We start from the raw sequence: 23,330 nt of genomic DNA on the forward strand, positions 1-23,330 counted from the left end.
GTAGTGAGTAGTGAGTAGTGAGTAGTGAGTAGTGAGTAGTGAGTAGTGAGTGCTGTTAGCGGTAGCGCGGCGTTTAGCCGGTGCTGAGTGTCTTTAATTTTGAATTTTGTAGGCGCAAGACTTGCCGTAGGCTATTTTGAATTTTGAATTATAAAGCATGGGCTATTTGTGAGAAATTTCTGTAAAATCGAAATCTAAATTACCAAATTAAAAATTGTATGATGCGTTGGTTAACTTTTATTCCGATGCTGCTGAGTATTTTTTTGATCGGGTGTTCTGTGCAGTCAACAGCTAAATCTCCTGAAAAAACTGCTCAAGTACCAGTATCATCGGGGCAAACATTACCCATTTCTGCCAAGGCAATCGTTCCCAATGGTACAACGATACAGTTAGAAGTGGCGCAGACACCTGAACAGCAATCACTTGGACTGATGTATCGCCCAGCCTTACCAGACAATCGAGGAATGCTATTTCAATTTTCCTCTGCACAACCGGTGAGCTTTTGGATGAAAAATGTCCCTGTGGCTCTGGATATGGTCTTTTTACAAAATGGTGTAGTTAAGTATATTAAAACTTCTGCCCCGCCATGCACTAGTGAACCTTGTCCTACCTATGGACCGAACGTACCTATTGATAAAGTCATTGAATTGCGATCGGGACGGGCGAAAGAATTAAATCTTCAGGAAGGTGATAGTATCAAAATTGAGTTTTTAGATACGCGAGGTTTACCGTAATTAACCTTGGTATGGCTGATTTCACAGGTCTAGAGCAAATGAGCATTCATAAGTTTTACGTAAAAAATATATCAAGTATACGTAAAACGACAAATTTTGAGGTTACTATTTAATATAATCTCAAAAATAGTTAATCCTACGATTTATCAGGTAAAATCACAACCTAACGAATTAGATAGCTAAAAATCTTACTTTTGGCATAAGTGTAATCAGTCGTCAATAAGGCAGTATTAGCTAGGGAATCTTGATTACTAGATGTGTAGTCAAAAAGCATTATAGTAGCAAAGATAAATCCATGCTTCAGAATCACTTTTAGTCAAAATAATCAGTAGGGGAATGGTGTTAGAGCTAGGAAAAGCTATTTTTTTCTAGGTTTTGCAGACGATATGCCCCTTTTTAAGGAAATTAGCTAAATTGACTAGTGTGTTTATCCGGTAATCGTAAATTCACGGGTGAAGTAATAGTTGCAGGCTACAGATAAATGAGAAACCAATACTTGACGGTACATATTAAGGAAGGAGGTGAGTTACAAATGTCACCATCAACATATTCACGACTAATTCGTTTCTTACAGGAAGATTTGTCTATTTCAGCCGCATCTTTAGGAGTGGCGTTGCGCCATCGAGAACAAGATCCGGGACCTTTACCGATGATTCTTTGGCAGTACGGTTTGATTACTTTAGACCAACTAGAACAAATTTATGATTGGTTGGAAACAGCGTAGAACATGAGTTCTCATCAAGGAGAATCAAAGTATGGCAAATCTACTCTGTCTTTTACCAAGGCTAACAGATAGAGAAGTTGATTTTTGGATTTTCTATTTATTTCCAGACGAATTCGATAAAAGAGCGAGTTAATTAGTTAACTCGCTCTTTTATTTGAGTCAGAGGGTAAGAAGAAGAAGGAGGGGAGTGGGGAAGCAGAGGAGAAAAATTAATGCCCAATGCCCAATATTAATTACGAATTACGAATTACGAATTACGAATTATTCTGATGATTAATTGACCAACGGTGTTCTACTGGTACAGAAGAACCTTGACAGCTTTCTTCTAAGTGCTTTTGTTGAACTACTGCTTTACGGAGAGTAATAATTAGTTGATTAACCTGATATCGCAGTTCAGGGTTATTATTGACTGCTGACATGGTTTGTCTTTCTAATAATTGAAGTATAAGTTCGTAGTGAATAGGTGATGGTAGAGGGATTTGCTCCATGTAGTTAATTGATGATTTCAATTAGGTAATTTTTTGATGTTTAATTTTTATTTGCTGTCAAGTCAATTTTGACACAATAAATAAATATTTAATACTAATTCAAAAAATAATTGCTACAAATGTAGGTTGGGTTGAAGAACAAAACCCAACGCCTCAAAGTCTTATCTCTGTTGGGTTCACTTCATTCAACCCAACCTACCGATCTGTTTCATTTTTTTCTAAAATTGGTATAACTGAGATTTTTAGATAATCAACTAACTAGCCCCTAGTACCGCTTATTTCCGCCAAGCTATACTAAGGTGATCAAGTAGAGGGGGAAAATAAAAGCGCGATCGCTAATTCTGGATCTGGCTGTTTGACTAAGGATTCGCCAATCAACACGGCCGCTGCACCAGCTTGTGATACTAAATTTAAATCCTCTGGGGTATGTAATCCTGACTCGCTCACAACTAGAATATTTTTTTCCTGTAATTGGTTACCCCTGGCGGCTAAAATTTGGCAAGTGGTTTGTAGATCAACAGAAAAATCTTCTAAATTCCGGTTATTGATTCCGACTAAAGATACACCATCTAAAGCCAATACACGGTCAAGTTCTTCGAGATTATGAACTTCAATCAATGCTGCCATATTAAGACTCTTGGCAATTTTGAGGAAGTATTGCAAGTCTTGATCGCTGAGGATAGCTGCAATTAATAAAACTGCATCTGCACCTCGCAAGCGGGCTAAGTACATCTGATAAGGATAGATGACAAAATCTTTACACAGTAGCGGCAAATCTACAGCAGTACGTACTTTAGATAGATTATCAAAGCTACCTTGAAAAAACTTACTATCCGTTAAAACAGAAAGACAACTAGCACCACCTTGTTGATAGGATAGAGCGATCGCTACGGGGTCAAAATCTTCCCGAAATACGCCTTTACTGGGGGAAGCTTTTTTCACTTCCGCAATTAACGCTGGTTTGGTTCTACCTTGTTTTAAGGCAGCGATAAAATCACGAGTTGGTGGTGCGGTGAGTGCTTGCTTCTGCAATTCTCGCAAAGGCACTCTTTCGCGCATTTGTTCAACTTCTATTTCCTTCTGCCAGACGATTTCCTCTAGGATGTGCTGTGGTTCTGCATCTGGTACAGCAGCTTGATAGCGCAATATAGAGACATTTATAGCCGGGTTTGGTTGACGGCGACGGATTTGCATATTCAGTGCTGAGTTGTGAGTGCTGAGTGATGAGTGATGAGTGCTGAGTGATGAGTGCTGAGTGATGAGTGATGAGTGATGAGTGATGAGTGATGAGTGCTGGGTGCAAAATGTGGTCTGATCCCCCTAAATCCCCCTTCAAAAGGGGGACTTTGATTCTAGTTCCCCCTTTTTTAAGGGGGGTTAGGGGGGATCAAAATGATGGGGGATAAGGTTATCGGACTTGTGTGTACACCGTAGCCTCTACACCCTAGACAATTGCTCGTTTATATGCTTCATCCAACACTTCTGACAGAGTTGGGTGGGCGTGAACTAGATGGGCTAGGGTTTGGACAGATTGACGGTTAGCGACGGCGGCGGATGCTTCGTGGATTAAGTCGGAGGCGTGTAAGCCAAAAATATGTACGCCTAAAACTTCTCCGGTGTCTTTGCGGTAGATGACTTTGGCTATACCGTCGGCTTCGTTTTCTGCCAAGGCTTTGGAATTGCCTTTGAAGTAACTTCTACTGGTAGCGACTTCAAAACCTTCGGTTTGTCCTAATTCTTTCGCGGCTGTTTCAGTTAAGCCAACATAGCTAACTTCGGGATGGGTAAATGCGGCGGCGGGAATGCTGCGATAATCGACTGTTCTATCATGTCCGACCATATTTTCGACAGCGATGATACCTTGGGCTGAGGCTGCGTGTGCCAGCATCATTTTGCCGTTAGCGTCACCAATTGCCCATAAATGGGGTACAACTTCACCTGCTGATAACACTGCCATGCGATCGTCAACAGGAATAAAATTGCGGCGGTCAAGTTCTACACCCACAGATTCTAAACCGAGATTTTTGGTAGCTGGGATGCGTCCTGTGGCTACTAAGCAAGCATCCACTTCGATGACATCAACATCTTCTTTGGTTTTGAAATCTGCCAATTCAATTACTACAGGCGAACCGGGAATAACTTTTTTGGCGTAGATTCCCACTTTGGTTTCAATGTCTCGGGGTGTAATGAGTACCCGTTCCGCGAGTTTAGCAATATCGCGGTCAAACCCTGGCATGAGTTGATCGAGGGCTTCAATCAAGGTGATTTCACAGCCCAAAGCTGAGTAAACATCAGAAAATTCTAAACCGATGTAACCACTACCAATAATGGCTACCCATTCTGGGAGTGTTTCTAGCTTCACGCCTTGGTCGCTAGTAAACACAGTTTTGCCGTCTACTTCAATCCCTGGGGGGACGAAGGGTACAGAACCAGGAGAAAGAATTATATCTTTAGCGGTGATGGTTTTTTCGCCACCGTCTCCTGTCACCGTGACTTTTTGTGTGCCGGCGAGTTTACCCCAACCCCTGATGATATCGACTCCCAGGCGTTTGAGGCTGTTTGTTAAATCCCCTTGAATTTTGGAAACAAGATTATTGGCGTGATCTGCGATCGCTTGACGATCAAATTCTACACCGCCAATTTGGATTCCCAAAGACTTCAGGTGATGGGCATCGCGCAGTTCCCGCACACGTCCAGATGCGGCTAACAACGCCTTAGAAGGAATACAGCCTCGGTTGACACAAGTTCCCCCCATATCGGCTGCTTCGATAATCGCTGTTTTTAAGCCGCAACTTACGGCGTGTAGGGCTGCGCCATGTCCCCCTACACCAGCTCCTATAATTACTAAATCGTAATCAAAGTCATGACTCACGTTAGTTTCCCCGTGTGCTTCGCATTATCTATTCTCAACTTCACTCGTCATCAGTGCAACCCCTATTAAAAATTCAAAATTCAAAATACCCTACGGGAAGCAAGCTACAAAATTCAAAATTAAAGAACTTCTGCCTCTTTGCTTCCCGTGCTTCCCAATCCCCAGGAGTTATTTAATTAATTTTGACTTTTGACTTGATTTGTCCCTATTCCATTATGACCGTGAAAGTATTTGCAGGGCGATCGCGCAACGAGTAATCTTGAATTAAAATCACCTATAGGATTCTTCCAGGCGATCGCTTAATGTCTTTTCCCAATATCAGTGAATTTACAGTCCGCCGTTATGCTAACTCCAAGTCTTTTCAACGCGGTGAGGCATATTTTCAATCAGGTGCTGTGACCAAAATTACCCAACGGGGTCAGCAGATACAGTCTGAAGTTGAAGGTCGTGAAGTCAAACCTTATCAAGTCTGCTTGAATTTTGACGACAAAGCCATAACCTCAGCCTACTGTAATTGTGCTTACAACTTTGATGATTGGTGTAAACATATTGTGGCGACGGCACTGGTATTAACTCGTCAACCAGATATTATTGAACAACGCCCCACCCTAGAACAGTTACTAAATCGTCTCGATGCTGTGCAGACTCAAAGGCTAGTACAGGAATTGGTGGCAGAAGAACCCCAACTAATTGATATTATTGATCAGCACGTCAGTTGGATGACAAGTCCTGTATCTAAACCCCTATCTGCCAAATCTGAACGACAAATTACTGTGAATCTCCCAGCTTTGCGAGGGCAAATTCAGCAAATTCTTCGGGAGGCGGTGAGTTATTTTGAGGAGGGGTATGAGGAAGATCCCCTGACAGAAGAATTATTTAGTTTGGTGCAAGGGGCTTTAGAGTTTAGCGAACAGGGAGAAAGTTATAATGCGATCGCAGTTCTCGAAGCTATTACCGCTACCTGTGCAGAAAATTGGGATGAGGTTTTAGAATACGGTGGTGATAATAATGAAATCGCCTGGGAATTGAATATTGCTTGGTGTGAGGTGATTCTCTCGGCCGAACTCACCCCAGAAGAAAAGGTTGATATTCAAGTCAATTTGGAAGTTTGGCAAGATGAATGGAATACTGATTTTGGTATGAGTTTAGCAGCCTTACGCCAAGGCTGGGATGATCCGCAATTGATGCAGGTTCTCCAGGGAAATATCAGTGAAAGAGGAGTTTGGGAACAAGAAATACCAGACTACGCTGATGATTTAGCCATGATTCGCCTGAAAATTCTCGAACATCAAGAACGTTATCAAGAATACCTCTATTTAGCCCAGGCAGAAGGACAAACCCAAGCCTATCTCACCATGCTAGGACGCTTAGGCAGAGTAGAAGAAGCTGTGATAGCTGCCCAGACTGAAATGAGTTCAATGGAAGAAGCCTTCGCTTTAGCCAAAACCCTCGCTGAACAAGGTTCATTACCGCAAGCCTTGGAAATTGCCCAAACTGGGTTTAAGTTATGGGGAAATTGTCAGTACGCATTAGGCATTTGGACAAGTGATTTAGCCTTAGAGTTGGGTAATAGTGAAGTTGCATTGTTAGCACTCAAGGCGGCTTTTGAAGTCAAGCCTCACTTTGTTGATTATCAAAAGATAGCAGAATTAGCCGGGGAAGACTGGGAGAACATCAAACCCGACTTATTGAAAGTTATCAGCACTTCTGAGCATTGGGAAATACAAGCAGCCAAAGTAGACATCCTGTTACATGAAGGTTTAATTGATGATGCTATTACAAGTGTTAGCGAACTGAGCCATTATCATGTAGCTTTAGTTCACCGCGTCATGGAAGCCGCCATTTCTCACAATCCTGACTGGGTGATTGCTAACTCTCGCCGCCGTGCTGAAAGAATTATGGATGAGGGGAAAGCAGAATATTATGGTGAAGCGAATGAATGGTTGAAACAAGCACGCGCCGCTTACATAGCATCTGGAAGACAAGCACATTGGGCGAGTTATCGTGAACAGTTGATGGAAATCCACGGACGTAAGCGTAAATTAATGGGGATGTTAAAGGAATGGGGTATGGAGTAAGAAATTAGCAGTTATTTAATCGTGCCTTCTTAGGAATTACGAATTATTACTAGTCGCAATACATCCACCTGCTAATAGAAATGCCAATGTCGCCCCGACTGCACCCACAATAGGTGTAATGCTTTGAGGTTGGGGAAAAACTAGGCTAAATAAACTCATGGCTAACGCAAATCCACCGAAATACATCCCCAATCCTAATCCTTTCCAGCGTTGGGACATAAGACCTAAAGCAAAGGGAATTGTGCCGTTAATAATTAAACTAAAGCCGACTATTAATAGTAATAAAAAAGGAATTAGGTTGAGAAAAACTATTAACAATAGTGAGACAATGGTGATGCCAATACCAATCAACATAGCGCGACTGTTGCCGATTTTAACAGCAAACCAACCCCCAGGGAGAGCCGCAACAGCGATCGCAAGTCCTACTCCCACCATTAACCAATCATTTTGATTAAATTGGGCTAGTAGAATCTTACTAACAACATCCATTAGCAAGCGAGAACCCCAAGCAATCCCAAAACCAGTTGCTAAAATTAGTCTTAATTCTGGCCAAGGTAACTGGATAATTTCTGGGTGACGTTGCTCACCTGGTTTATCGGGAGGTGTAACTATGCGTAGTGCAGCCGCTACAGCTAACAATACAAAAGAAGCGATCGCAAAGGCAAAAATTGACCCTAAACTTAAAATAAATTGATTAGCAACGCCGCGAAACGCCCCAATTATTCCCCCTATCAGTGTCAGCAAACTAGCTGCGATGGGTAACTCAGCTGGACGGGAATACTTAGCCAATAAACCGATAGCCGGAGAACGAAATACTGTCATTGCGATCGCCCATGCTATTAATGTTATGGGGAGGAGCGATCGTAAAACTACAGTCGGTGGTACAAAAGTAACTATGCTGGGGATAGCTATAAATAATGTCGCTGAGAGAATGACACCCCCCGAAATAAACAGAAATCTACTACCTACCCAATTTTTGGCTTGATCTGAAAGTCCCCCCATCAAAGGTTCTAAAATCACAGCCAAAGCATTTTCTATTACCAACAAACCTATTGCCAAAGATGCAGGAAAACCAAATTGGCTTAAAAGTTGAGGTAGATAAGCGTTATAAATTAGCCAGCAGAGGGTGATTGCTCCTTGCAATGCAGCTAATACCCCAACCTGCACCCATAAGATATTAAATTGCGGTTTAACAATATTCATTAATCTGTGATAAATAATTCCCGTATCTCCAAGATACCGGGATTATGAGAGCCTATTTATAAAAGAAATATTAAGTAGGGTGTGTTACGGCTGTGTAAGGATTTGGGAGTGTGTGCAAATGATATCTAGCCGTAACGCACCACTATCATACGGTGCGTTACGCTTTGCTTTAACAAAATGTAGGGGTTTAAATCCATTTGGTAATTTTTTATGTCTCGACCTCTGCGTAATTTTCAAGTAGGTTTTTGTTATCACATCACTACCCGTTGCAATAATCGGGAATTTCGCCTGACGCGGTTAGAATGTCGTGAAGTTTTCCTTTACGCCATTAAGAAAGCACAAGAAAAGTACGGGTTTAAGCTGTATGCGCTTTGCATCATGAGCAATCATGTGCATTACTTGATAGAACCACAACAGCCGGAAAATTTACCCAAAATCATGCACTGGTTAAACTGGTACACTGCTATGTGTTTTAACCGGATGATGAACCGGACGGGGCATTTTTGGGAGAAGCGATATCATAGCACGGGTTTTGCTAATACGGATCAGCGACGGGCTTTAAATACGCTGCGATATATCCACGCTAACCCCAAAGCGGCGGGAGTACAGCAAGGCTTTTTTTATGACTTCAGCAATTATGGCACTCATGACCGCTTGAGTAATGATGGTATTACTCAATGGCATCCGGCGTTTTTACTATTGGGTAGGACGCTGGAAGAATGCGCCGCTAAATATCGCCAGTTTTGCAAAAAATATCGCCCTAAGCCGAAACCTGAAAAAAGGAATCATTGGGGTAGTCGTTTTTTACCGTCGTTGAAGAATAAAGGCAAGAAGAAGTCACCGGGACAAATGAGTTTACCTTGGGATAAGCAACGAGTTACTGAAGATACTGAGGTGCATGAGGTAGCAGAAAAATTTATTCGGGCGAACTGTTATAACCCCGCAGTGCCAGGTATCGGAAATTTGAAATGTTGATTCTACCGTGCTTTAGGGGCTTGTAATAAATCTTTATAATTGTCGGAAAGCCTTAGATGTTACAGTTTACAAGTCTCCATGCGAGAGAAGACACCCCGACAAACCCCACTCCAACACCACAACCAAACCCCGAAAAAACACAAAAAGGGAGGTGTCCTTTTGGGGAGGATGTGTCAAAATTTCCATCAGAGTAGTATATCCAGTTTCCTTTCACTCTCCATCCTACGCGATCGCCAAATTTTTCCCAGGCTTCTTTGTAATACTTGCCGTCTGGTTTACCACCGACGCTCAAGTAGATTTCTTTTTGTACGCTGAAGCCAAAATGTCCGTTACTATATTTTACCCATAGGCGGTCTATAGTACGGAGGTCAGTGCAGGGGAAGTTTAATAATTCTTCACTTCTAATCCAGTCATCTTTTTCACGCCCTACTGCCTGAAGCATTACGAGATATGTTTCATAGTCTGCTTCTTTCCACTTTTTTGCTGCTAGTAGGTCGCGCAATTTCGTATAGTCTACACCTTTTTCTGAGGCTAATTCAGTTTGACGTAGTTTCTCAGCTTCTGCTTGTTCTCGTTTTAGTCTTTCTGCTTCCTCTTGTCGTCGTCTTTCAGCTTCTTGTTCCCGTTGTCGTCTCTCAGCTTCTTCTTGTTCTCGCTGTCTTTGTAAAGCCTCAGCTTCCTGTTGTCGTAGTGTTTCAGCTTCTTGTTTGCGTTGACGTTCTTCTCGTTTTTGTTTGAGTGCTTCCACAGCAGCACGAATCCCTTTCGCTACATCCGTAAAAGCATCATCTTGAGTATGCCAATACCTTGACACCACAGGTTCAGCATTTTTAGGTAAAGCTTGCAGTCTAGCAAATGGCGCACCAACCCAATCAACATTCCGCAAAATCACCGGAATTACACAAGCTTCTCCTGTATTATGGCGTTCTATTGCCCTTTTAACTTCCACATCCCAACAATACTTAGAATAAAGAAAGTCGGAACTGACAAGCAAAAGAATGATATCTGCTGTCTTTAAATTATCGTTAATTTGGTAATCCCACTCTTCTCCGGGTAGTATCTTGCGGTCGTGCCAGCTTGATATTACACGCTGATATTCCAATATAGTCAGGTGTTTAGCTAATTCATCCCGTAGAGATTCATCTTTGTGAGAGTAAGAAAAGAAAAGCTTGAAAGATTCCTCTGCCATTTTCGCGCTCAGGAGTAGGATAAATTAGGCTTAGAATAAATTATAGTGTTTTTAGCTAATTTCCCTGAGAAGCTGACTGTAAGTATATGGGTGTCGTACCCAAAAACCCTTGTTGATTTTAGCAGAGCTTGTAAGTATAACTTTTAACTAGACTCTTCATATAGTGCAGAATGTGGCTTGATCCCCCTAAATCCCCCTTAAAAAGGGGGACTTTGATTCTAGTTCCCCCCTTTTTAAGGGGGGTTAGGGGGGATCAACACGATGTGGGACTAGGTTATCAGACTTGTGTGTAAACCGTAGCCTAAAAAAGGGAACTGTAATTCTAATTCCCAGATGTCTCTAAATTAATACTCTGGAACTGAGGAATCTACTTCCCGACTCCAAGCCTGAATACCACCTTTGACGTTTGTACCCAGAATACCTGCATCTTTGAGGATAGCTAGAGCTTTAGCCGATCGCCCGCCCATCTTACAATGAGCAATTAAGCGATGACCGTTGAGTAATTCTTTGACTTTGGCGACACCATCACCATTTTCAATTTCTGGTAGCGGAATTAACACTGAACCAGGAATTTTCGCAATTTCATACTCATGAGGATTTCGCACATCTAGCAGCACAAAATCTTTCGCACCACTGTCTAGTAATTCCTTCAACTGTGTTACCGTCATTTCTTGCATATCTTGCTGTTGTTGCGCTTCGGCTGCTTTGGCTTGGGGGATACCACAGAATTGTTCGTAGTCTATCAGCTTTTCAATAACTGGGCGAATGGGGTTAGGACGCAGCTTTAACTCCCGGAATTTCATATCCAGGGCATTATAAAGCAATAGTCTGCCACTTAAGGTATTACCATTACCAAGAATAATTTTGACGGTTTCCGTGGCTTGAATGATACCAATCATCCCTGGGAGAATACCTAATACTCCGCCTTCTGCACAGGAAGGAACCATTCCTGGTGGTGGTGGTTCTGGGTATAAGTCGCGGTAGTTCGGTCCGCCTTCGTAGTTAAATACAGTCGCTTGGCCTTCAAAGCGGAAAATTGAACCGTAGACGTTGGGTTTGTCTAACAATACGCAAGCGTCGTTGACTAGATATCTGGTGGGGAAGTTATCTGTACCATCTACGACAATATCGTAAGGTCTGATAATATCTAGGGCATTCTCGGAACTTAGGCGGGTTTCGTAGAGATCAACTTGACAATAGGGGTTAATCTCGTGAATGCGGTTTTTCGCGGATTCAATCTTGGGTTTACCTACCCAGGATGTACCGTGAATAACTTGGCGTTGCAGGTTGGAAGTATCTACAACATCGAAATCAACGATACCAATGCGGCCGATACCTGCGGCTGCTAAATATAACAGTAGTGGTGAACCTAGTCCACCTGTACCGATACATAAAACACTGGCAGATTTAAGGCGTTTTTGTCCTTCTACTCCCACTTCCGGCAATATTAGGTGACGGGAATAGCGTTCGTAATCGTCTTTGGTTAACTGGATATCTTCCAGATTGGGATTGAGCATAAAAGTTTGAATGAGGAAGCGCGGATTATTGATTGTATCGAAAAATGATATCCGTCTCTATATTTAAGTTTTAAATTATGTTATCAGGAAAGTGCTGAGTTGTGAGTGCTGAGTGCTGAGTTGTGAGTTGTGAGTTGTGAGTAAAGATTACTCGTTTCTAGCTTTCTGCAACAAGTGTCTCGGCTTGAAAGTGATGAGTGTTATCAAGACTCCAAGTTTTGATGTCACCGGCTACACCCTTTTGGACGGACACTATTATATATAGGTATCCTTGCCAAGCATACAGGCGATCGCATTCTGAGGGAATGGCAGGATAGTCGGGATGGGAATGATAGATACCAATGATGCTGAGTGATTTATCCCGTGCTGATTTTTGTACTTGTAACATGACTTGGGGTGCGATCGCATATCGTCTTTCAGTGCTATGGGTTGTTTTATCGCCAGCAAAGTTATCTGCTTCGCTATTCCAAGCATTTGCTGTTGGTATGACTTCAACTATAGTTTTCACCCCATCCGCCATATATCCCAAAATTAACCCACAGCATTCATTAGGGTAGGTGCTTTCAGCATGGTTAAAGATGGTTTGCTGATGTTGTGGGGTTAATTTAATTACTCCGTGAGTCATATATTAAAGAGATATCGCGTCAATAAATATTAGGATTCTCAACTAATATGCTTCAAGTAAGGGTTATTGGCGTAGAAATTTAGTCTTTAAAATGCAATTCATCACGTCTCTACATGAGGGTTTTTGGGTTTGTCTGAACTGTGTTTAGTTCCAAATGCGAATATTCCTGTTCCAAATGCGAATATTCCTGTTCCAAACACGAATGTTCCTGTTCCAAATGCGAATGTTCCTGTTCCAAACACGAATGTTCCTGTTCCAAACACGAATGTTCCCGTTCCAAACACGAATGTTCCTGTTCCAAACACGAATGTTCCTGTTCCAAACACGAATGTTCCTATTCCAAATGCGAATGTTCCTATTCCAAAGCAGAAATTTTTGTGAATATACTCAATTAACTGTGTCACCCCATCCTCATTATTACCTCGGTGGGTCTTTGTGCATGAGGGGACGTAAACCATTTAACCCGGCTGCAATGGCTGAACCATTATGGACGACTGTCGCCGCTAGGGGATGTAGTCCTACGGTGGTGGCTAGTCCGAGTGCGGCTAAATTGGGAACTACGGCTAAACCGATATTTTGCTGAATGAGTGTTTGGGTTTGACGGGCGATCGCAATTGCTTCTACAAAACTGCTCAGGTTGAATTACGCCCTGGAATTCTTGATTGACTGCTACAATCAGGAATCATGGGCAGAAGTGCGACAATTAAGTTGCTAGGGACAATCTGCATGGTTGCATTGATGGGTTGCATACAGACAATCTAAAGGAATACCACATTGACGTAAAAAGCGATCGCTTCCTACTAAAACTTGTTCACCATCGATTTTAGCTTTGACCCCTAAGCCAATTTCATACGCAAATTCTTGACGGGACAGAATTTCTATCCCTAATTTTTCGGCATAACGTACCACGGCTTCGGCGACTGGGTGAGTTAAGCGTTGTTCGGCGGCGGCGAGTTCTATTAATGTGTAGTTAAAAACCATATAGATTGGGTTAATCCAACCTACATAGTTTTTAACTTGTGATACGACTCCAAGTGAAGGTGATTAAATCTAATAAATAATCGACTGAGTTATCTATATAATCTTCTGAGTTATCCTTACCCATTACATACAGTTTACCGCCCTTAATAGCAATTTTATCTGGTTCTTTGTAGTAAGCCTTGTGGCGACTAATCCATCCTGGTTTATCTCCAGTAGTTTCTACTTTTTCTATTTTAAATGTGTTGCAGTGTAATCGATAAACTGGAGTTTGATTATACATTCTTGTATTGGCGTATCCTAAATTACCAATAATATATATGTATTCTCCAACTAAGGTAGCAGAATGAAAATCTGTTGGGGGAAAAACATCTTTAGGATAACCAAAAATCTGGAAATTACCATCACTTTGATAAACTACAACATCATTATAGATACAAAAATTCGGGTCATAGTAATCTTCATGTTCGCCAGCAACTTCGACAATTCTGCCATCGGTTAATTGTGTAATGGTTCTACCAAATCGCTCATAGCACCATCCTTTATCTTGCCTATTTTCTGTATCGTTAAAAAATTTCTTGGCTGCATAAGCAGAACAACCATCATAAATCATCGCCTGCCAAAAAGGGATTTCCATCAACTCTGGATTAGTTTTGCCAAAGCGCGGATGTTTGCCAGCAAAATATTGCTCTGGTGATAATTGTGATAATGAAAATTTACTCTGGGTAATGCCGGTGAGCGATCGCTGTCTTAGTCGCATATCATCGTTAATATCGCTCAAGTCTTCACCAGCTGCAACTAGCATTCTGACAATTTCCAGATTACTAGCCATATTAATGGCTTTGTTATTGTAATCACCGACTCTGCCAGGATTTGCACCAGCTGCTAGTAGAATTTTGACGCAATCAGTTGCACCACTGTCTGCGGCCAGCATTAACGCAGTGTTACCAAACTCATCAGTGGCTTCAACATCAAATCCTTCTGCTATTAGCCATTGTAGGACTTCAACCCTATTGTTGGCGATCGCATACATTAATGGCGTTTTTCCGCACGTTCCAGCATCATGGTAATTTGCTCCCGCCGCTAAAAGTAATTCGGCTTTAGCTAGTTCACCCACCTGAAGACTCAATAACCACGGGGTTCTATCCTCACAATCGCGCACATTTTGATCTGCGCCTTGCTCTAGTAATAACTGGACTTGCTCTAAACTACCAAAAACTATCGCGTGCATTAATTCCGTCCATCCCAGTTGTTCTGGGTTAGCACCTGCGTTCAATAATAATTTGACAGCATCAAATCTCCCAACATCAGCCGCTACTTTAATTGCAGACTCACCATAGCTAGTCATTCCATTAACAGCAGCACCTCTAGATATGAGTAAATTTAAAATCGAGATTAAGTTTTCATCCTGAAAAATATCTCGACCATACATAGCATGAATTAAGACATCATATGTGTCTGGTGTTCGATAGTTAATATCCGCTCCAGCATCCAGAATCAATTGGATTTTATCCAGATTGCCTGACTGTACAGCCAATCCAAGTACAGTATTTTGAGGTTCTTCTTCAACAGCATTAACATTCGCGCCATGTTCCAAGAGGAAGCGAATCATATCTATACCTGCACTGGAGCTACTGACAGCACACATTAATGGTGTTTGGGGGGAATACTCTTTTGTAGAATCAATATCAACACCATTGGCTATCTCACGCGCAACTCTGGCAATATCTCCCTGCTGTACATAAATATGAATTTGCATAATTTTTCTGAGTTAACTTCTGTTATCAGGTTAGCTTTGACTCAGCTAAATTATGTAGATTGCAAAATTTTTTAGTAAAATCCTAAGTTAAAATAGAAACCTTGCCTGTATCAATGTCGTAAACTCCTCCAACGATTTTAAGTTTACCCTGACGTACCAATTTCGCTAAGATTACAGACTTTTGTAGCAGTTTTTTCGCTTGGTATTGAATATTGGCAATAACTGCTGCTTCTTCAATATTCTGAGATGTTTTTTTGACGCTGTTTAAAGCTGGTTTGATGCCTTCGATCACATAGCCAATCCTACCAGGAAGAGGTTCATTTTTCATAGCTGCTGCAACAGCACCGCATTTGCTATGACCCAAAACGACAATTAACTGCGAACCCAATACAGATGTAGCATATTCTATACTGCCAATAGCCATGTCACTGGCGACATTACCAGCGACTCGCGCAACGAATAAATCTCCAAGTCCTTGATCAAAAATAATTTCTGTTGGTACTCTAGAATCTGCACAGCCCAATATAGTTGCAAAAGGATACTGACCTTGGGTAATTGCTTGTAGACGTTTTCGTGATTGATTGGGATATTGAGGTTTACTTTCTACAAACCTTTGATTACCAAGCATCAAGCGTTTTAACGCCTGTTGAGGATCGACTACATTAGGGTTTGCTGGATTAACATCAGCAATAGTAGTTTCTTGTGTATCTTTAATCAGACTACCACCCACAGTAGTAGCTGCTAAAGCTAAACCGCTACCACCTGCTAATAACAAGAAATTACGACGACCGATAAATCCATTGATTCGACTCATTAATCTTCTTGAAAACATTTGTGATGTTGTCAGGAAGATATCAGAATTGGAGATGCTACAAGAGTACCTTTGTACACGTTTTAAGAGTGATTTAATTTTTAGGCATAGGGTAATTCAATGCGTGAATTTTGGATTTTAGATTGGTTTCCACCCAAAATCCAAAATTCCTTGTCCCCTAATGTCTCTTCCCAGCCCCCAAATACAGTTCGGCTACTTTGGGGTCAGTTAATAATTCTTGACCAGGGCCAGATATAGCATCGCGTCCAGATTCTAAGACATAACCACGGTTCGCCATTTCTAAAGCCTTACGGGCGTTTTGTTCTACGAGGACAATTGCTGTACCCCCTTGATTAACTTGTTTAATCTGCTCAAATACTTGCGTTACTAAAATAGGAGATAAAGCGGCTGAAGGTTCATCTAACACCAATAAACTCGGTTCTAACATCAAAGCTTTGCCCATTGCCAGCATTTGACGTTCTCCTCCTGAGAGTGTACCAGCACGTTGCCGACGGCGATCGCTTAATCTGGGAAACATGGTAAATATTCTATCTTTCAGGGGTTTGAGGACATCATTACGGATAAAAGCCCCCATTTCCAAATTTTCTTCGACACTCAAAGAAGGAAACACATTAGCAATTTGGGGTACGTAGCACATTCCCCGACGGACAATTTGATTAGATTTCAGTCCGGCGATATTCTCATCCTTAAAGGTAATTGTGCCTGTATGGGGTGTCAACAAGCCAAAAATGGTTTTGGCTAAAGTTGATTTACCCGCGCCGTTAGGGCCAATCACTGTCACCAATTCCCCTTGTTCAACCCGAAAATTCACACCCTGTAGGATATCAACATCTTTAATGTATCCAGCATGGACGTTTTGAACTTCTAGTAGTGGGGCTGAATTTTGTGCTGAACCTGACATAGAATCCTTGCCATCAAATCAAATATAGTGACTTTCACTATACATAGTTATAGCGTTCAGGTTAATCCATAACGCTCATTCTCCCTTCACTATCACCTGTCACCTAATCCAACTACCATGTTCTCAATGACTCTGTTATTCCTACTCATTCTGTTTAATTACTACTCATACTTGATTTAAAAGCTATTCAACTGTGTCATTCTAATCACACAATAAAGCCTCAAAGGATTGTTTTTTCGTCTTTAGGTTCTATTATAAAAATTAGCTATGTAATTTGAACCACATAAACATCTATAAAGGTTTAATGTCCTTATACATCATTAATTCTACGTTCGGAGTAATTTATTTTGCAACTTCATATTTTTGCTAAACATTATTCATATAACTGACTAAAAATTGAAGTTTTGATAAACATAAATCAAAGATTGCTTTATTCTTTTATTTTCTATTCTTTGCCAAGTTGGCGAGACTTAATCGATTATCTTCTGGTAAAACAATAATGTCTTTAGTTAAGTTCTGCACCATTTATTTTCATACAATATATCAAGTAAAGTATAAAATCAGCCAATTTTATACTGTCTTCCTAACGGTCTTTTTGCTATGTAACTTTGAAGAAACTCATATTAGTATGAGATACCTCATGTTCAGAGGAATTTATATAGCGTTTCTCGGTTGAGTGAGATACAAAAACCCCACCCACAACCCTCCCCGGAAGCAAGGAGGAGACTATGACATACCTCATCTAATTAAGAAAAGCTATATATGATTTTCAGTACACTAACACTAGATAATGGATAATTAATTTATCTGAGACTCATGTTTATCAGGACTTACGCAAAAACTCTCTCAAGCCCTTATTCCTCTGTGTTCTCTGCGTCTCTGTGGTATGCGCTACGCGCACGCTACGCGAATGTTATTCCGTAATTTGTGCGTAAGTCCTATTGATTAACAGCCCATCATTAACTTGAAGAAGAATTTAGAAGTCAGAATAGTTTAAAAGCTATGCTTAGATAAATCAGTACAAGGAAGTGGGGTATTAAAACTCACCACTTTCTACAAAATTTTTCACTAATTGAAGACCACTTGTAGAGCAAGGGTTTTAATCCTCTATTCCTCTACGAATTGGAATCCAATTCATACTGTAGCTTTTTGTGTGGAAGGGTTAATTTGACAACTAACGCATATATTCTTTGTTGATAAATCATCTAGAGGCTTGCACGGGTATGAATGACTTATTTTTGAATTACCATCAGTGGGTACAAAAACCCGTTAACCATTTCTTGAAAAGTTTTTTGAATCTCAGAAACAAATACTTAATTATCATTGATAGTATTATTTTTGTCATTACACCATTGTTAGCTTTATTCCTATCTTCAGATGGCACAATAGGTCTACGAACATATATATCTGAGCTGGGAAGAGTCACAATAATTTTTTTATTAGTCAAAATAGTTATTTTGTGGAATTTGCGTTTTTATAGATTTTACTGGCGTTATGCCAGTATTGAAGAACTAATAAATATCATCTTGTATATGGGACTTACGACGGTTATCCAAATGTTAATATTTTATAATTTGGATTTACTACCGTATTTCAATATAGCTAAATTGCCACCATCAATACCATTAATTGATGGCTTGCTTTCCTGTATTCTCGTTGGTGGAGTACGTTTCAGTATTCGGATTATAGAAAGAACCAGGCAAAAGTATACAGTATTTTCTTTACAAGAGCGTGTCCTAATTGTGGGTGCAGGTAATGCAGGAATCGACCTCGTGGAAGAAATGCAAAGAAATCCGCAATTGGGGTTCAATCCTATTGCTTTTGTTGATGATGATCCACAGAAATTACACGCCAAGATTCGCGGGATTACCGTAGTAGGCGATCGCTATACTATTCCTAACATTGTACAATCTCTGCAAATTCAGAAAGTTATCATTGCTATGCCAACAGTTGCAGGTAAAATCATTCGAGAAATCGTTGATATTTGCCAAGCAACTGGCATTCAAACTAGCACTTTACCAGGAATACATGAAATCCTCAATAATCGGGTCAGAGTAGACAGCATTCGGGATGTGAGAATTGAGGATTTACTCAGACGAGAACCAATACAGACAGATATTGAAAGAGTATCTCAATTTCTCAAAGGTAAGGCGGTATTAATCACAGGTGCAGGAGGATCGATTGGTAGCGAACTTTGCCGTCAAATTTGTAAATGTCGTCCTGCTGAAATTATGCTGATGGGACACGGAGAAAATTCTGTTTTTAATATCCAACAGGAATTAGAGCAGCTAATTTACATACTCAAAAAAGATAGCAAAGCACAACATTATACACCTCAAATTTCCAGCTTTATTGGTGATATTCGCTGTAGAGAACGACTAAAACACGCTTTTGAAAAATTCCAACCTGACGTAATTTTTCATGCAGCCGCTCATAAGCACGTCCCCCTGATGGAATTAAATTCACCAGAAGCAATCACTAACAATGTGTTGGGAACAAAAAATCTCTTGGATATGGCACTAGAATATGATGTGCAGAATTTCGTGATGATTTCCACTGATAAAGCTGTGAATCCAACTAATGTCATGGGAGCGAGTAAGAGAGTTGCAGAAATGCTAGTGCTGCAAGCTGCCAAAGATAGTGGTAAACCTTATGTTGCAGTACGTTTTGGTAATGTTTTAGGCAGTCGCGGTAGTGTTGTTCCTACTTTTAAAAGGCAAATTGCCGCAGGTGGACCAATAACAGTTACCCATCCAGATATCTGCCGTTATTTTATGACTATTCCTGAAGCCGTACAATTAGTGTTGCAGGCAGCAGTCGTTGGGCATGGTGGTGAGGTTTTCATGCTAAATATGGGTCAACCTGTGAAAATTGTGGACTTAGCAAAAGAATTAATTCATCTTTCTGGGTATGAAGTCAATAAAGACATAGATATTGTATTTACAGGATTACGACCCGGAGAGAAATTATTTGAAGAACTGTTTATTGACGGGGAGGAATATGAGCCAACCCAACATGAGAAACTCATGATTGTGAAAAATGCCAGTCGAATCTTGCCAAAAAATCTAGCCCTTAATGTAGAAGCATTATGTTCTGAAGCTAGGAATAATAATCCTAGTTCTATAATTTTTATTCTAGAGAAATTAGTGGCTGGATACAAACATGAGCAAGAAAAAACTTTTATTCCATACACAAATAATACCAGTTTGGCTAGCTCTAATTCTAAAGTAAATATCTTAGCGAGTATAGAGACTAAAGGTGTGTAATAAATTGAAAAAATAAGCACTAATTCCTCAAAAATGTATGTTAGGAAACAAGCCATTAACATTACGAAAAAACTTCTCTTGGACATTCATTGGTAATTTAGTTTATGCAGGCTGCCAGTGGGGAATGCTCGTAGTGATGGCTAAACTCGGCAGTCCAGAGATGGTGGGGCAGTTTACGTTGGGGCTTGCAGTCACAGCACCGGTAATTATGTTTACAAATCTCCATTTGCGATCTGTGCAAGCAACGGATGCTAAAAAACAATATCTATTTAGTGATTACTTAGGTCTAAGACTAATCTCAACCGTGCTGGCTCTTTTGATTATTGCCATCATTATTTTGTTAGGAGAATATCGATGGGAAACCATTTTAACTATCTCTTTTATCGGTCTAGCAAAAGCATTTGAGTCGATTAGTGATGTATTTTATGGGCTAATTCAGCAGCAGGAAAGGATGGATCGAATAGCCCTATCACTAATGCTCAAAGGTCTTTTATCACTACTATTTCTGGCACTGGGAATATATATATCTGGCAGTATTTTGGGAGGAGTAGCAGGTTTAGTCTTGGCTTGGGGTCTGGTGTTGTTTGCCTATGATATTCGCAGTGGCTTCTTAATGCTCAGGCGGAAGTCACAGTTACAACCATGCTGGCATCGGAAAACTATTACCAAACTGGTATGGCTCTGTTTGCCTTTGGGATGTGTGATGATGCTCATTTCACTCAATAGCAATATTCCACTCTATTTTATTGAGCAATATCTAGGCGAACGGGAACTAGGAATTTTTTCCGCCTTAGCCTATTTGATGGTGGCAGGAAATATGCTAGTCAATGCTTTAGGAGATTCAGCCACACCTAAACTAGCCAAATATTACGTCGCAGGCGATCGCCAAGGTTTTCGTTCACTCTTACTCAAGTTGGTGGGTATTGCAGTTCTCATTGGCGGAACAGGTGTATTAGTAGCGATCTTTGCTGGAGAGCAAATTCTTACACTGCTATATCGATCTGAATATGCAGAGCAGAATAATTTGTTTGTCTGGCTAATGGTGACGGCCGGAATGAACTATATATCCTCCTTTTTAGGCTACGGAATGACCGCAGCCCGGTATTTTCGGATTCAAATACCTTTGTTTATTACCGTAGCTAGTATCTCTGCAATAGGTTGTCTGTGGTTGTTGCCAAAACTGGGATTGCTAGGAGCGGCGATCGCTTTGTTACTAGCAGCTACTGTGCAAGCTTTGATTAGTTCGGGAGTAATTATTTATGTATTACAAAAACCCCGTACACCACCAACGATGGTGGTACAAAAAAATTAATCTGTTGATATTGTTGCTTGTCTGTCTAGCAATCACACATATACTTCCCGTTTTTGTTTCCTCGATGAATAGCACTGCATTATCTAGTGAAGGTATAGTTCAACCTTATCCTTCCCCTACTGCTGGTAAACAAAGCCATATTTATTCCGTAACAGTTAATGACAAACCTCTCTTTGTAGAAACATATAATTCCTTAAGCTACGTGCAGTTTGCCTTTGCAGGTAGGGCTGATATAGAAATTCAAATCAAAGAAAAAGTCAAAAGCTACACCCTTAGTCCCAAGAGTTATCAACTAAAATCCAACCAACAAGGTAACAAAATTTCTTTCTCATTGACTGTTCCCAGAAAATTAATTTTGCATCAGGTAAATTCATCGAATGAGAAATTATTTATTTTTGCAGAACCTCTAGCAAAAAAAACTCCCAACCTAGCTGATGCTCAGGTGATAAACATCATGAAATATCAGGTAGATAACACAGGTGAAAATGATGCCACCACAAAAATTCAAAAAGCTATTGATGAAGTTTCTGCACAAAAAGGAGTGCTTTACTTTCCACCAGGAATATACACAATCAGGCAACTTAATCTCAAAAGCAACATAACTCTGAATTTAGCTGCTGGAGCTTTATTATCAGCAACTAAAGATGAATTTCCTGCCTATGGTAAAGGCTTAATCCAAATTGAAAATGCTCAAAATGTCAAAATCATCGGTCGTGGAACTATTCATGGTAATGGGTCTTATTGGCGACCGAGAAAAGGATGGTACAGTTTAATCTTCCTAGAGAATACCAAGAATATTATTTTGCAGGATATCCTCCTCAAAGATCCCGTAGTAGCGAATGTTTGGATATCTTATTCCGAGGATATTAAAATTGATAATTTGAAAATTTTAGCAAATCCAGAGCCAGAATTCCTGAATACTGACGGTTTTAATTTTTGGTCTTCTAGAAATATCACCATTAACAATGTACTGTACCAAGGTACAGATGATGCCACATCTCATGGCGGTGACAAAAATGGTCAAATCCAAAATAATGAAAATATTAATGTTAGCAATGCTGTTTTTTATGGTGGTAATGGATTCAAAATTGGCACAACCACAAAGCAAGATGTTGTCAGGAATATTACTTATGAAAATATAGATGTTGTCTATGTCAATGAACTATCAGGCTTCTGGCCAATGACAGGAGCAAATTTTGAAAATATTTACTTCAAAAACATTCGTGTAGAAAATATTCTGGATACCCCACAAACAGATAAAGCGGCGGATTTATTTCAGTGGCGAATTACAGTCGGTGATTGGGAACTTAAATCATCACCAGACAAGTTGGGTTACATCCGTAACGTCTATATTCACAACCTAACAGCCGATCATCGCGGTGGTGCAAAGTCAGTGTTTCAAGGATATGATGCACAGCGCGACATCAGCAATATTATCTTTGACAATCTTTGTATTGAAGGCAAAAAAGCTTTAAATCCCCAAGATGCCTATTTTGATATTCGCAATAAATATGTGAATTTGAAGTTTACCACTAGCAATCCCACAATTGTGAATATTCATGCCAGCAAACTGTATGCTTCTGCGTCAAATAATGACGGAGAATTTCGGATTAAACGCACAGGTGACACGAAAAAACCCTTAACAGTCAAATACACCATTCGGGGAACAGCAGAAAATGGTAAAGATTACGAAAAAATCTCTGATGTAGTGACGATTCCCGTAGGTGCAGATGCTGTAGCGATCGCCATTCGACCCCAAGGCGATCGCCACAAGGAAGGATTGAAAACAGTCTTACTCTCTCTGGAGAATCTGCCAAACAGTACCAATTATTTGGTTGGTTCTGATTTTCAAGCCGTAGTCAATATTCGTGAGTAGT

The 23,330-nt window shown here is 40.5% G+C and carries 18 protein-coding genes and 1 pseudogene; 7 read left to right on the top strand and 12 right to left on the bottom strand.

Annotated features, from left to right (window positions below):
- The first annotated feature begins 218 nt into the window (after positions 1 to 218).
- Both ACM0OR_RS16615 and ACM0OR_RS16620 read left to right on the top strand, forming a co-directional pair.
- Positions 219 to 734 carry a DUF192 domain-containing protein gene (locus tag ACM0OR_RS16615; RefSeq protein ID WP_414577488.1) on the top strand — a complete coding sequence of 172 codons (516 nt, stop codon included), beginning with the start codon at positions 219 to 221 and terminating at the stop codon, positions 732 to 734.
- A 532-nt stretch (positions 735 to 1,266) separates the two neighbouring features.
- Positions 1,267 to 1,458, top strand: coding sequence for a DUF2949 domain-containing protein (locus tag ACM0OR_RS16620; RefSeq protein ID WP_242039351.1), 192 nt, complete (start codon positions 1,267 to 1,269; stop codon positions 1,456 to 1,458).
- Between the two features lie 254 nt (positions 1,459 to 1,712).
- On the opposite strand, the gene ACM0OR_RS16625 is transcribed toward ACM0OR_RS16620, so the two are convergent.
- The 3 genes from ACM0OR_RS16625 to lpdA form a co-directional block, all read right to left on the bottom strand.
- The gene (locus ACM0OR_RS16625) at positions 1,713 to 1,946 is read right to left on the bottom strand and encodes a DUF5340 domain-containing protein (RefSeq protein ID WP_190701809.1); all 234 of its coding nucleotides are present in this window, start codon (positions 1,944 to 1,946) and stop codon (positions 1,713 to 1,715) included.
- A 303-nt stretch (positions 1,947 to 2,249) separates the two neighbouring features.
- Positions 2,250 to 3,140 (bottom strand): indole-3-glycerol phosphate synthase TrpC, encoded by an 891-nt coding sequence (trpC, locus tag ACM0OR_RS16630; protein ID WP_414577490.1) that lies wholly within the window; start codon positions 3,138 to 3,140, stop codon positions 2,250 to 2,252.
- A gap of 250 nt (positions 3,141 to 3,390) precedes the next feature.
- On the bottom strand, positions 3,391 to 4,818 hold the full coding sequence (gene lpdA / locus ACM0OR_RS16635; protein WP_414577492.1) for a dihydrolipoyl dehydrogenase: 1,428 nt from the start codon (positions 4,816 to 4,818) through the stop codon (positions 3,391 to 3,393).
- 302 nt (positions 4,819 to 5,120) lie between these two features.
- Here lpdA and ACM0OR_RS16640 point away from each other — a divergent pair, with 302 nt between their 5' ends.
- Positions 5,121 to 6,896 (top strand): SWIM zinc finger domain-containing protein, encoded by a 1,776-nt coding sequence (locus ACM0OR_RS16640; RefSeq protein WP_414577494.1) that lies wholly within the window; start codon positions 5,121 to 5,123, stop codon positions 6,894 to 6,896.
- A 36-nt stretch (positions 6,897 to 6,932) separates the two neighbouring features.
- On the opposite strand, the gene ACM0OR_RS16645 is transcribed toward ACM0OR_RS16640, so the two are convergent.
- Positions 6,933 to 8,099, bottom strand: a complete 1,167-nt coding sequence (locus ACM0OR_RS16645) for an MFS transporter (RefSeq protein WP_414577495.1) — start codon at positions 8,097 to 8,099, stop codon at positions 6,933 to 6,935.
- A 210-nt stretch (positions 8,100 to 8,309) separates the two neighbouring features.
- Between ACM0OR_RS16645 and ACM0OR_RS16650 the strand changes: the two genes are divergently transcribed.
- Positions 8,310 to 9,074 (top strand): transposase, encoded by a 765-nt coding sequence (locus ACM0OR_RS16650; RefSeq protein ID WP_414577497.1) that lies wholly within the window; start codon positions 8,310 to 8,312, stop codon positions 9,072 to 9,074.
- Between the two features lie 52 nt (positions 9,075 to 9,126).
- Here ACM0OR_RS16650 and ACM0OR_RS16655 read toward each other — a convergent pair whose 3' ends face one another.
- From ACM0OR_RS16655 to ACM0OR_RS16690, 8 genes and pseudogenes are all read right to left on the bottom strand, one after another.
- Positions 9,127 to 10,263, bottom strand: coding sequence for a GUN4 domain-containing protein (locus tag ACM0OR_RS16655; protein ID WP_414577498.1), 1,137 nt, complete (start codon positions 10,261 to 10,263; stop codon positions 9,127 to 9,129).
- A 344-nt stretch (positions 10,264 to 10,607) separates the two neighbouring features.
- Complete coding sequence (gene moeB / locus ACM0OR_RS16660; protein WP_414577500.1) at positions 10,608 to 11,780, bottom strand: molybdopterin-synthase adenylyltransferase MoeB; 1,173 nt, start codon at positions 11,778 to 11,780, stop codon at positions 10,608 to 10,610.
- 157 nt (positions 11,781 to 11,937) lie between these two features.
- Entirely contained in the window at positions 11,938 to 12,405 is a 468-nt protein-coding gene (locus tag ACM0OR_RS16665; RefSeq protein ID WP_414577502.1) for a Mov34/MPN/PAD-1 family protein, read from the bottom strand.
- 101 nt (positions 12,406 to 12,506) lie between these two features.
- Positions 12,507 to 12,809: a hypothetical protein gene (locus tag ACM0OR_RS16670; protein WP_414577503.1), complete on the bottom strand. Its 303-nt coding sequence runs from the start codon at positions 12,807 to 12,809 to the stop codon at positions 12,507 to 12,509.
- A 13-nt stretch (positions 12,810 to 12,822) separates the two neighbouring features.
- Positions 12,823 to 13,383, bottom strand: a pseudogene (locus ACM0OR_RS16675) (heavy metal translocating P-type ATPase); the annotation flags it as partial.
- Positions 13,384 to 13,417: 34 nt separating this feature from the next.
- On the bottom strand, positions 13,418 to 15,142 hold the full coding sequence (locus ACM0OR_RS16680) for an ankyrin repeat domain-containing protein (RefSeq protein ID WP_414577505.1): 1,725 nt from the start codon (positions 15,140 to 15,142) through the stop codon (positions 13,418 to 13,420).
- A gap of 82 nt (positions 15,143 to 15,224) precedes the next feature.
- Positions 15,225 to 15,956, bottom strand: coding sequence for a carbonic anhydrase (locus ACM0OR_RS16685; RefSeq protein WP_414577506.1), 732 nt, complete (start codon positions 15,954 to 15,956; stop codon positions 15,225 to 15,227).
- A gap of 175 nt (positions 15,957 to 16,131) precedes the next feature.
- Positions 16,132 to 16,875 (bottom strand): ABC transporter ATP-binding protein, encoded by a 744-nt coding sequence (locus ACM0OR_RS16690; RefSeq protein ID WP_414577508.1) that lies wholly within the window; start codon positions 16,873 to 16,875, stop codon positions 16,132 to 16,134.
- Positions 16,876 to 18,098: 1,223 nt separating this feature from the next.
- Between ACM0OR_RS16690 and ACM0OR_RS16695 the strand changes: the two genes are divergently transcribed.
- From ACM0OR_RS16695 to ACM0OR_RS16705, 3 genes are read left to right on the top strand one after another with little or no spacing between them, the layout of a single operon-like run.
- Positions 18,099 to 20,141 (top strand): polysaccharide biosynthesis protein, encoded by a 2,043-nt coding sequence (locus ACM0OR_RS16695; RefSeq protein WP_414577509.1) that lies wholly within the window; start codon positions 18,099 to 18,101, stop codon positions 20,139 to 20,141.
- A gap of 37 nt (positions 20,142 to 20,178) precedes the next feature.
- Entirely contained in the window at positions 20,179 to 21,453 is a 1,275-nt protein-coding gene (locus tag ACM0OR_RS16700; RefSeq protein WP_414577511.1) for a lipopolysaccharide biosynthesis protein, read from the top strand.
- Entirely contained in the window at positions 21,401 to 23,329 is a 1,929-nt protein-coding gene (locus tag ACM0OR_RS16705; protein ID WP_414577513.1) for a glycosyl hydrolase family 28 protein, read from the top strand. The genes ACM0OR_RS16700 and ACM0OR_RS16705 overlap by 53 nt, the downstream gene beginning before the upstream one ends.
- The last annotated feature ends 1 nt before the right edge of the window (position 23,330 follow it).

Origin of the sequence: Anabaena sp. CCY 9402-a (assembly GCF_963920945.1) — a bacterium.
Classification (GTDB): Bacteria; Cyanobacteriota; Cyanobacteriia; order Cyanobacteriales; family Nostocaceae; genus Trichormus; species Trichormus minutissimus.

What these genes read in the sequence shown, in the direction of transcription:
- ACM0OR_RS16615 (WP_414577488.1), top strand. Translation starts at nt 219, where the DNA reads ATGATGCGTTGGTTAACTTTTATTCCGATGCTGCTGAGTATTTTTTTG.
- ACM0OR_RS16620 (WP_242039351.1), top strand. Translation starts at nt 1,267, where the DNA reads ATGTCACCATCAACATATTCACGACTAATTCGTTTCTTACAGGAAGAT.
- ACM0OR_RS16625 (WP_190701809.1), bottom strand. Translation starts at nt 1,946, where the DNA reads ATGGAGCAAATCCCTCTACCATCACCTATTCACTACGAACTTATACTT.
- trpC (WP_414577490.1), bottom strand. Translation starts at nt 3,140, where the DNA reads ATGCAAATCCGTCGCCGTCAACCAAACCCGGCTATAAATGTCTCTATA.
- ACM0OR_RS16640 (WP_414577494.1), top strand. Translation starts at nt 5,121, where the DNA reads ATGTCTTTTCCCAATATCAGTGAATTTACAGTCCGCCGTTATGCTAAC.
- ACM0OR_RS16645 (WP_414577495.1), bottom strand. Translation starts at nt 8,099, where the DNA reads ATGAATATTGTTAAACCGCAATTTAATATCTTATGGGTGCAGGTTGGG.
- ACM0OR_RS16650 (WP_414577497.1), top strand. Translation starts at nt 8,310, where the DNA reads ATGTCTCGACCTCTGCGTAATTTTCAAGTAGGTTTTTGTTATCACATC.
- ACM0OR_RS16655 (WP_414577498.1), bottom strand. Translation starts at nt 10,263, where the DNA reads ATGGCAGAGGAATCTTTCAAGCTTTTCTTTTCTTACTCTCACAAAGAT.
- moeB (WP_414577500.1), bottom strand. Translation starts at nt 11,780, where the DNA reads ATGCTCAATCCCAATCTGGAAGATATCCAGTTAACCAAAGACGATTAC.
- ACM0OR_RS16665 (WP_414577502.1), bottom strand. Translation starts at nt 12,405, where the DNA reads ATGACTCACGGAGTAATTAAATTAACCCCACAACATCAGCAAACCATC.
- ACM0OR_RS16680 (WP_414577505.1), bottom strand. Translation starts at nt 15,142, where the DNA reads ATGCAAATTCATATTTATGTACAGCAGGGAGATATTGCCAGAGTTGCG.
- ACM0OR_RS16685 (WP_414577506.1), bottom strand. Translation starts at nt 15,956, where the DNA reads ATGAGTCGAATCAATGGATTTATCGGTCGTCGTAATTTCTTGTTATTA.
- ACM0OR_RS16690 (WP_414577508.1), bottom strand. Translation starts at nt 16,875, where the DNA reads ATGTCAGGTTCAGCACAAAATTCAGCCCCACTACTAGAAGTTCAAAAC.
- ACM0OR_RS16695 (WP_414577509.1), top strand. Translation starts at nt 18,099, where the DNA reads ATGAATGACTTATTTTTGAATTACCATCAGTGGGTACAAAAACCCGTT.
- ACM0OR_RS16700 (WP_414577511.1), top strand. Translation starts at nt 20,179, where the DNA reads ATGTTAGGAAACAAGCCATTAACATTACGAAAAAACTTCTCTTGGACA.
- ACM0OR_RS16705 (WP_414577513.1), top strand. Translation starts at nt 21,401, where the DNA reads ATGTATTACAAAAACCCCGTACACCACCAACGATGGTGGTACAAAAAA.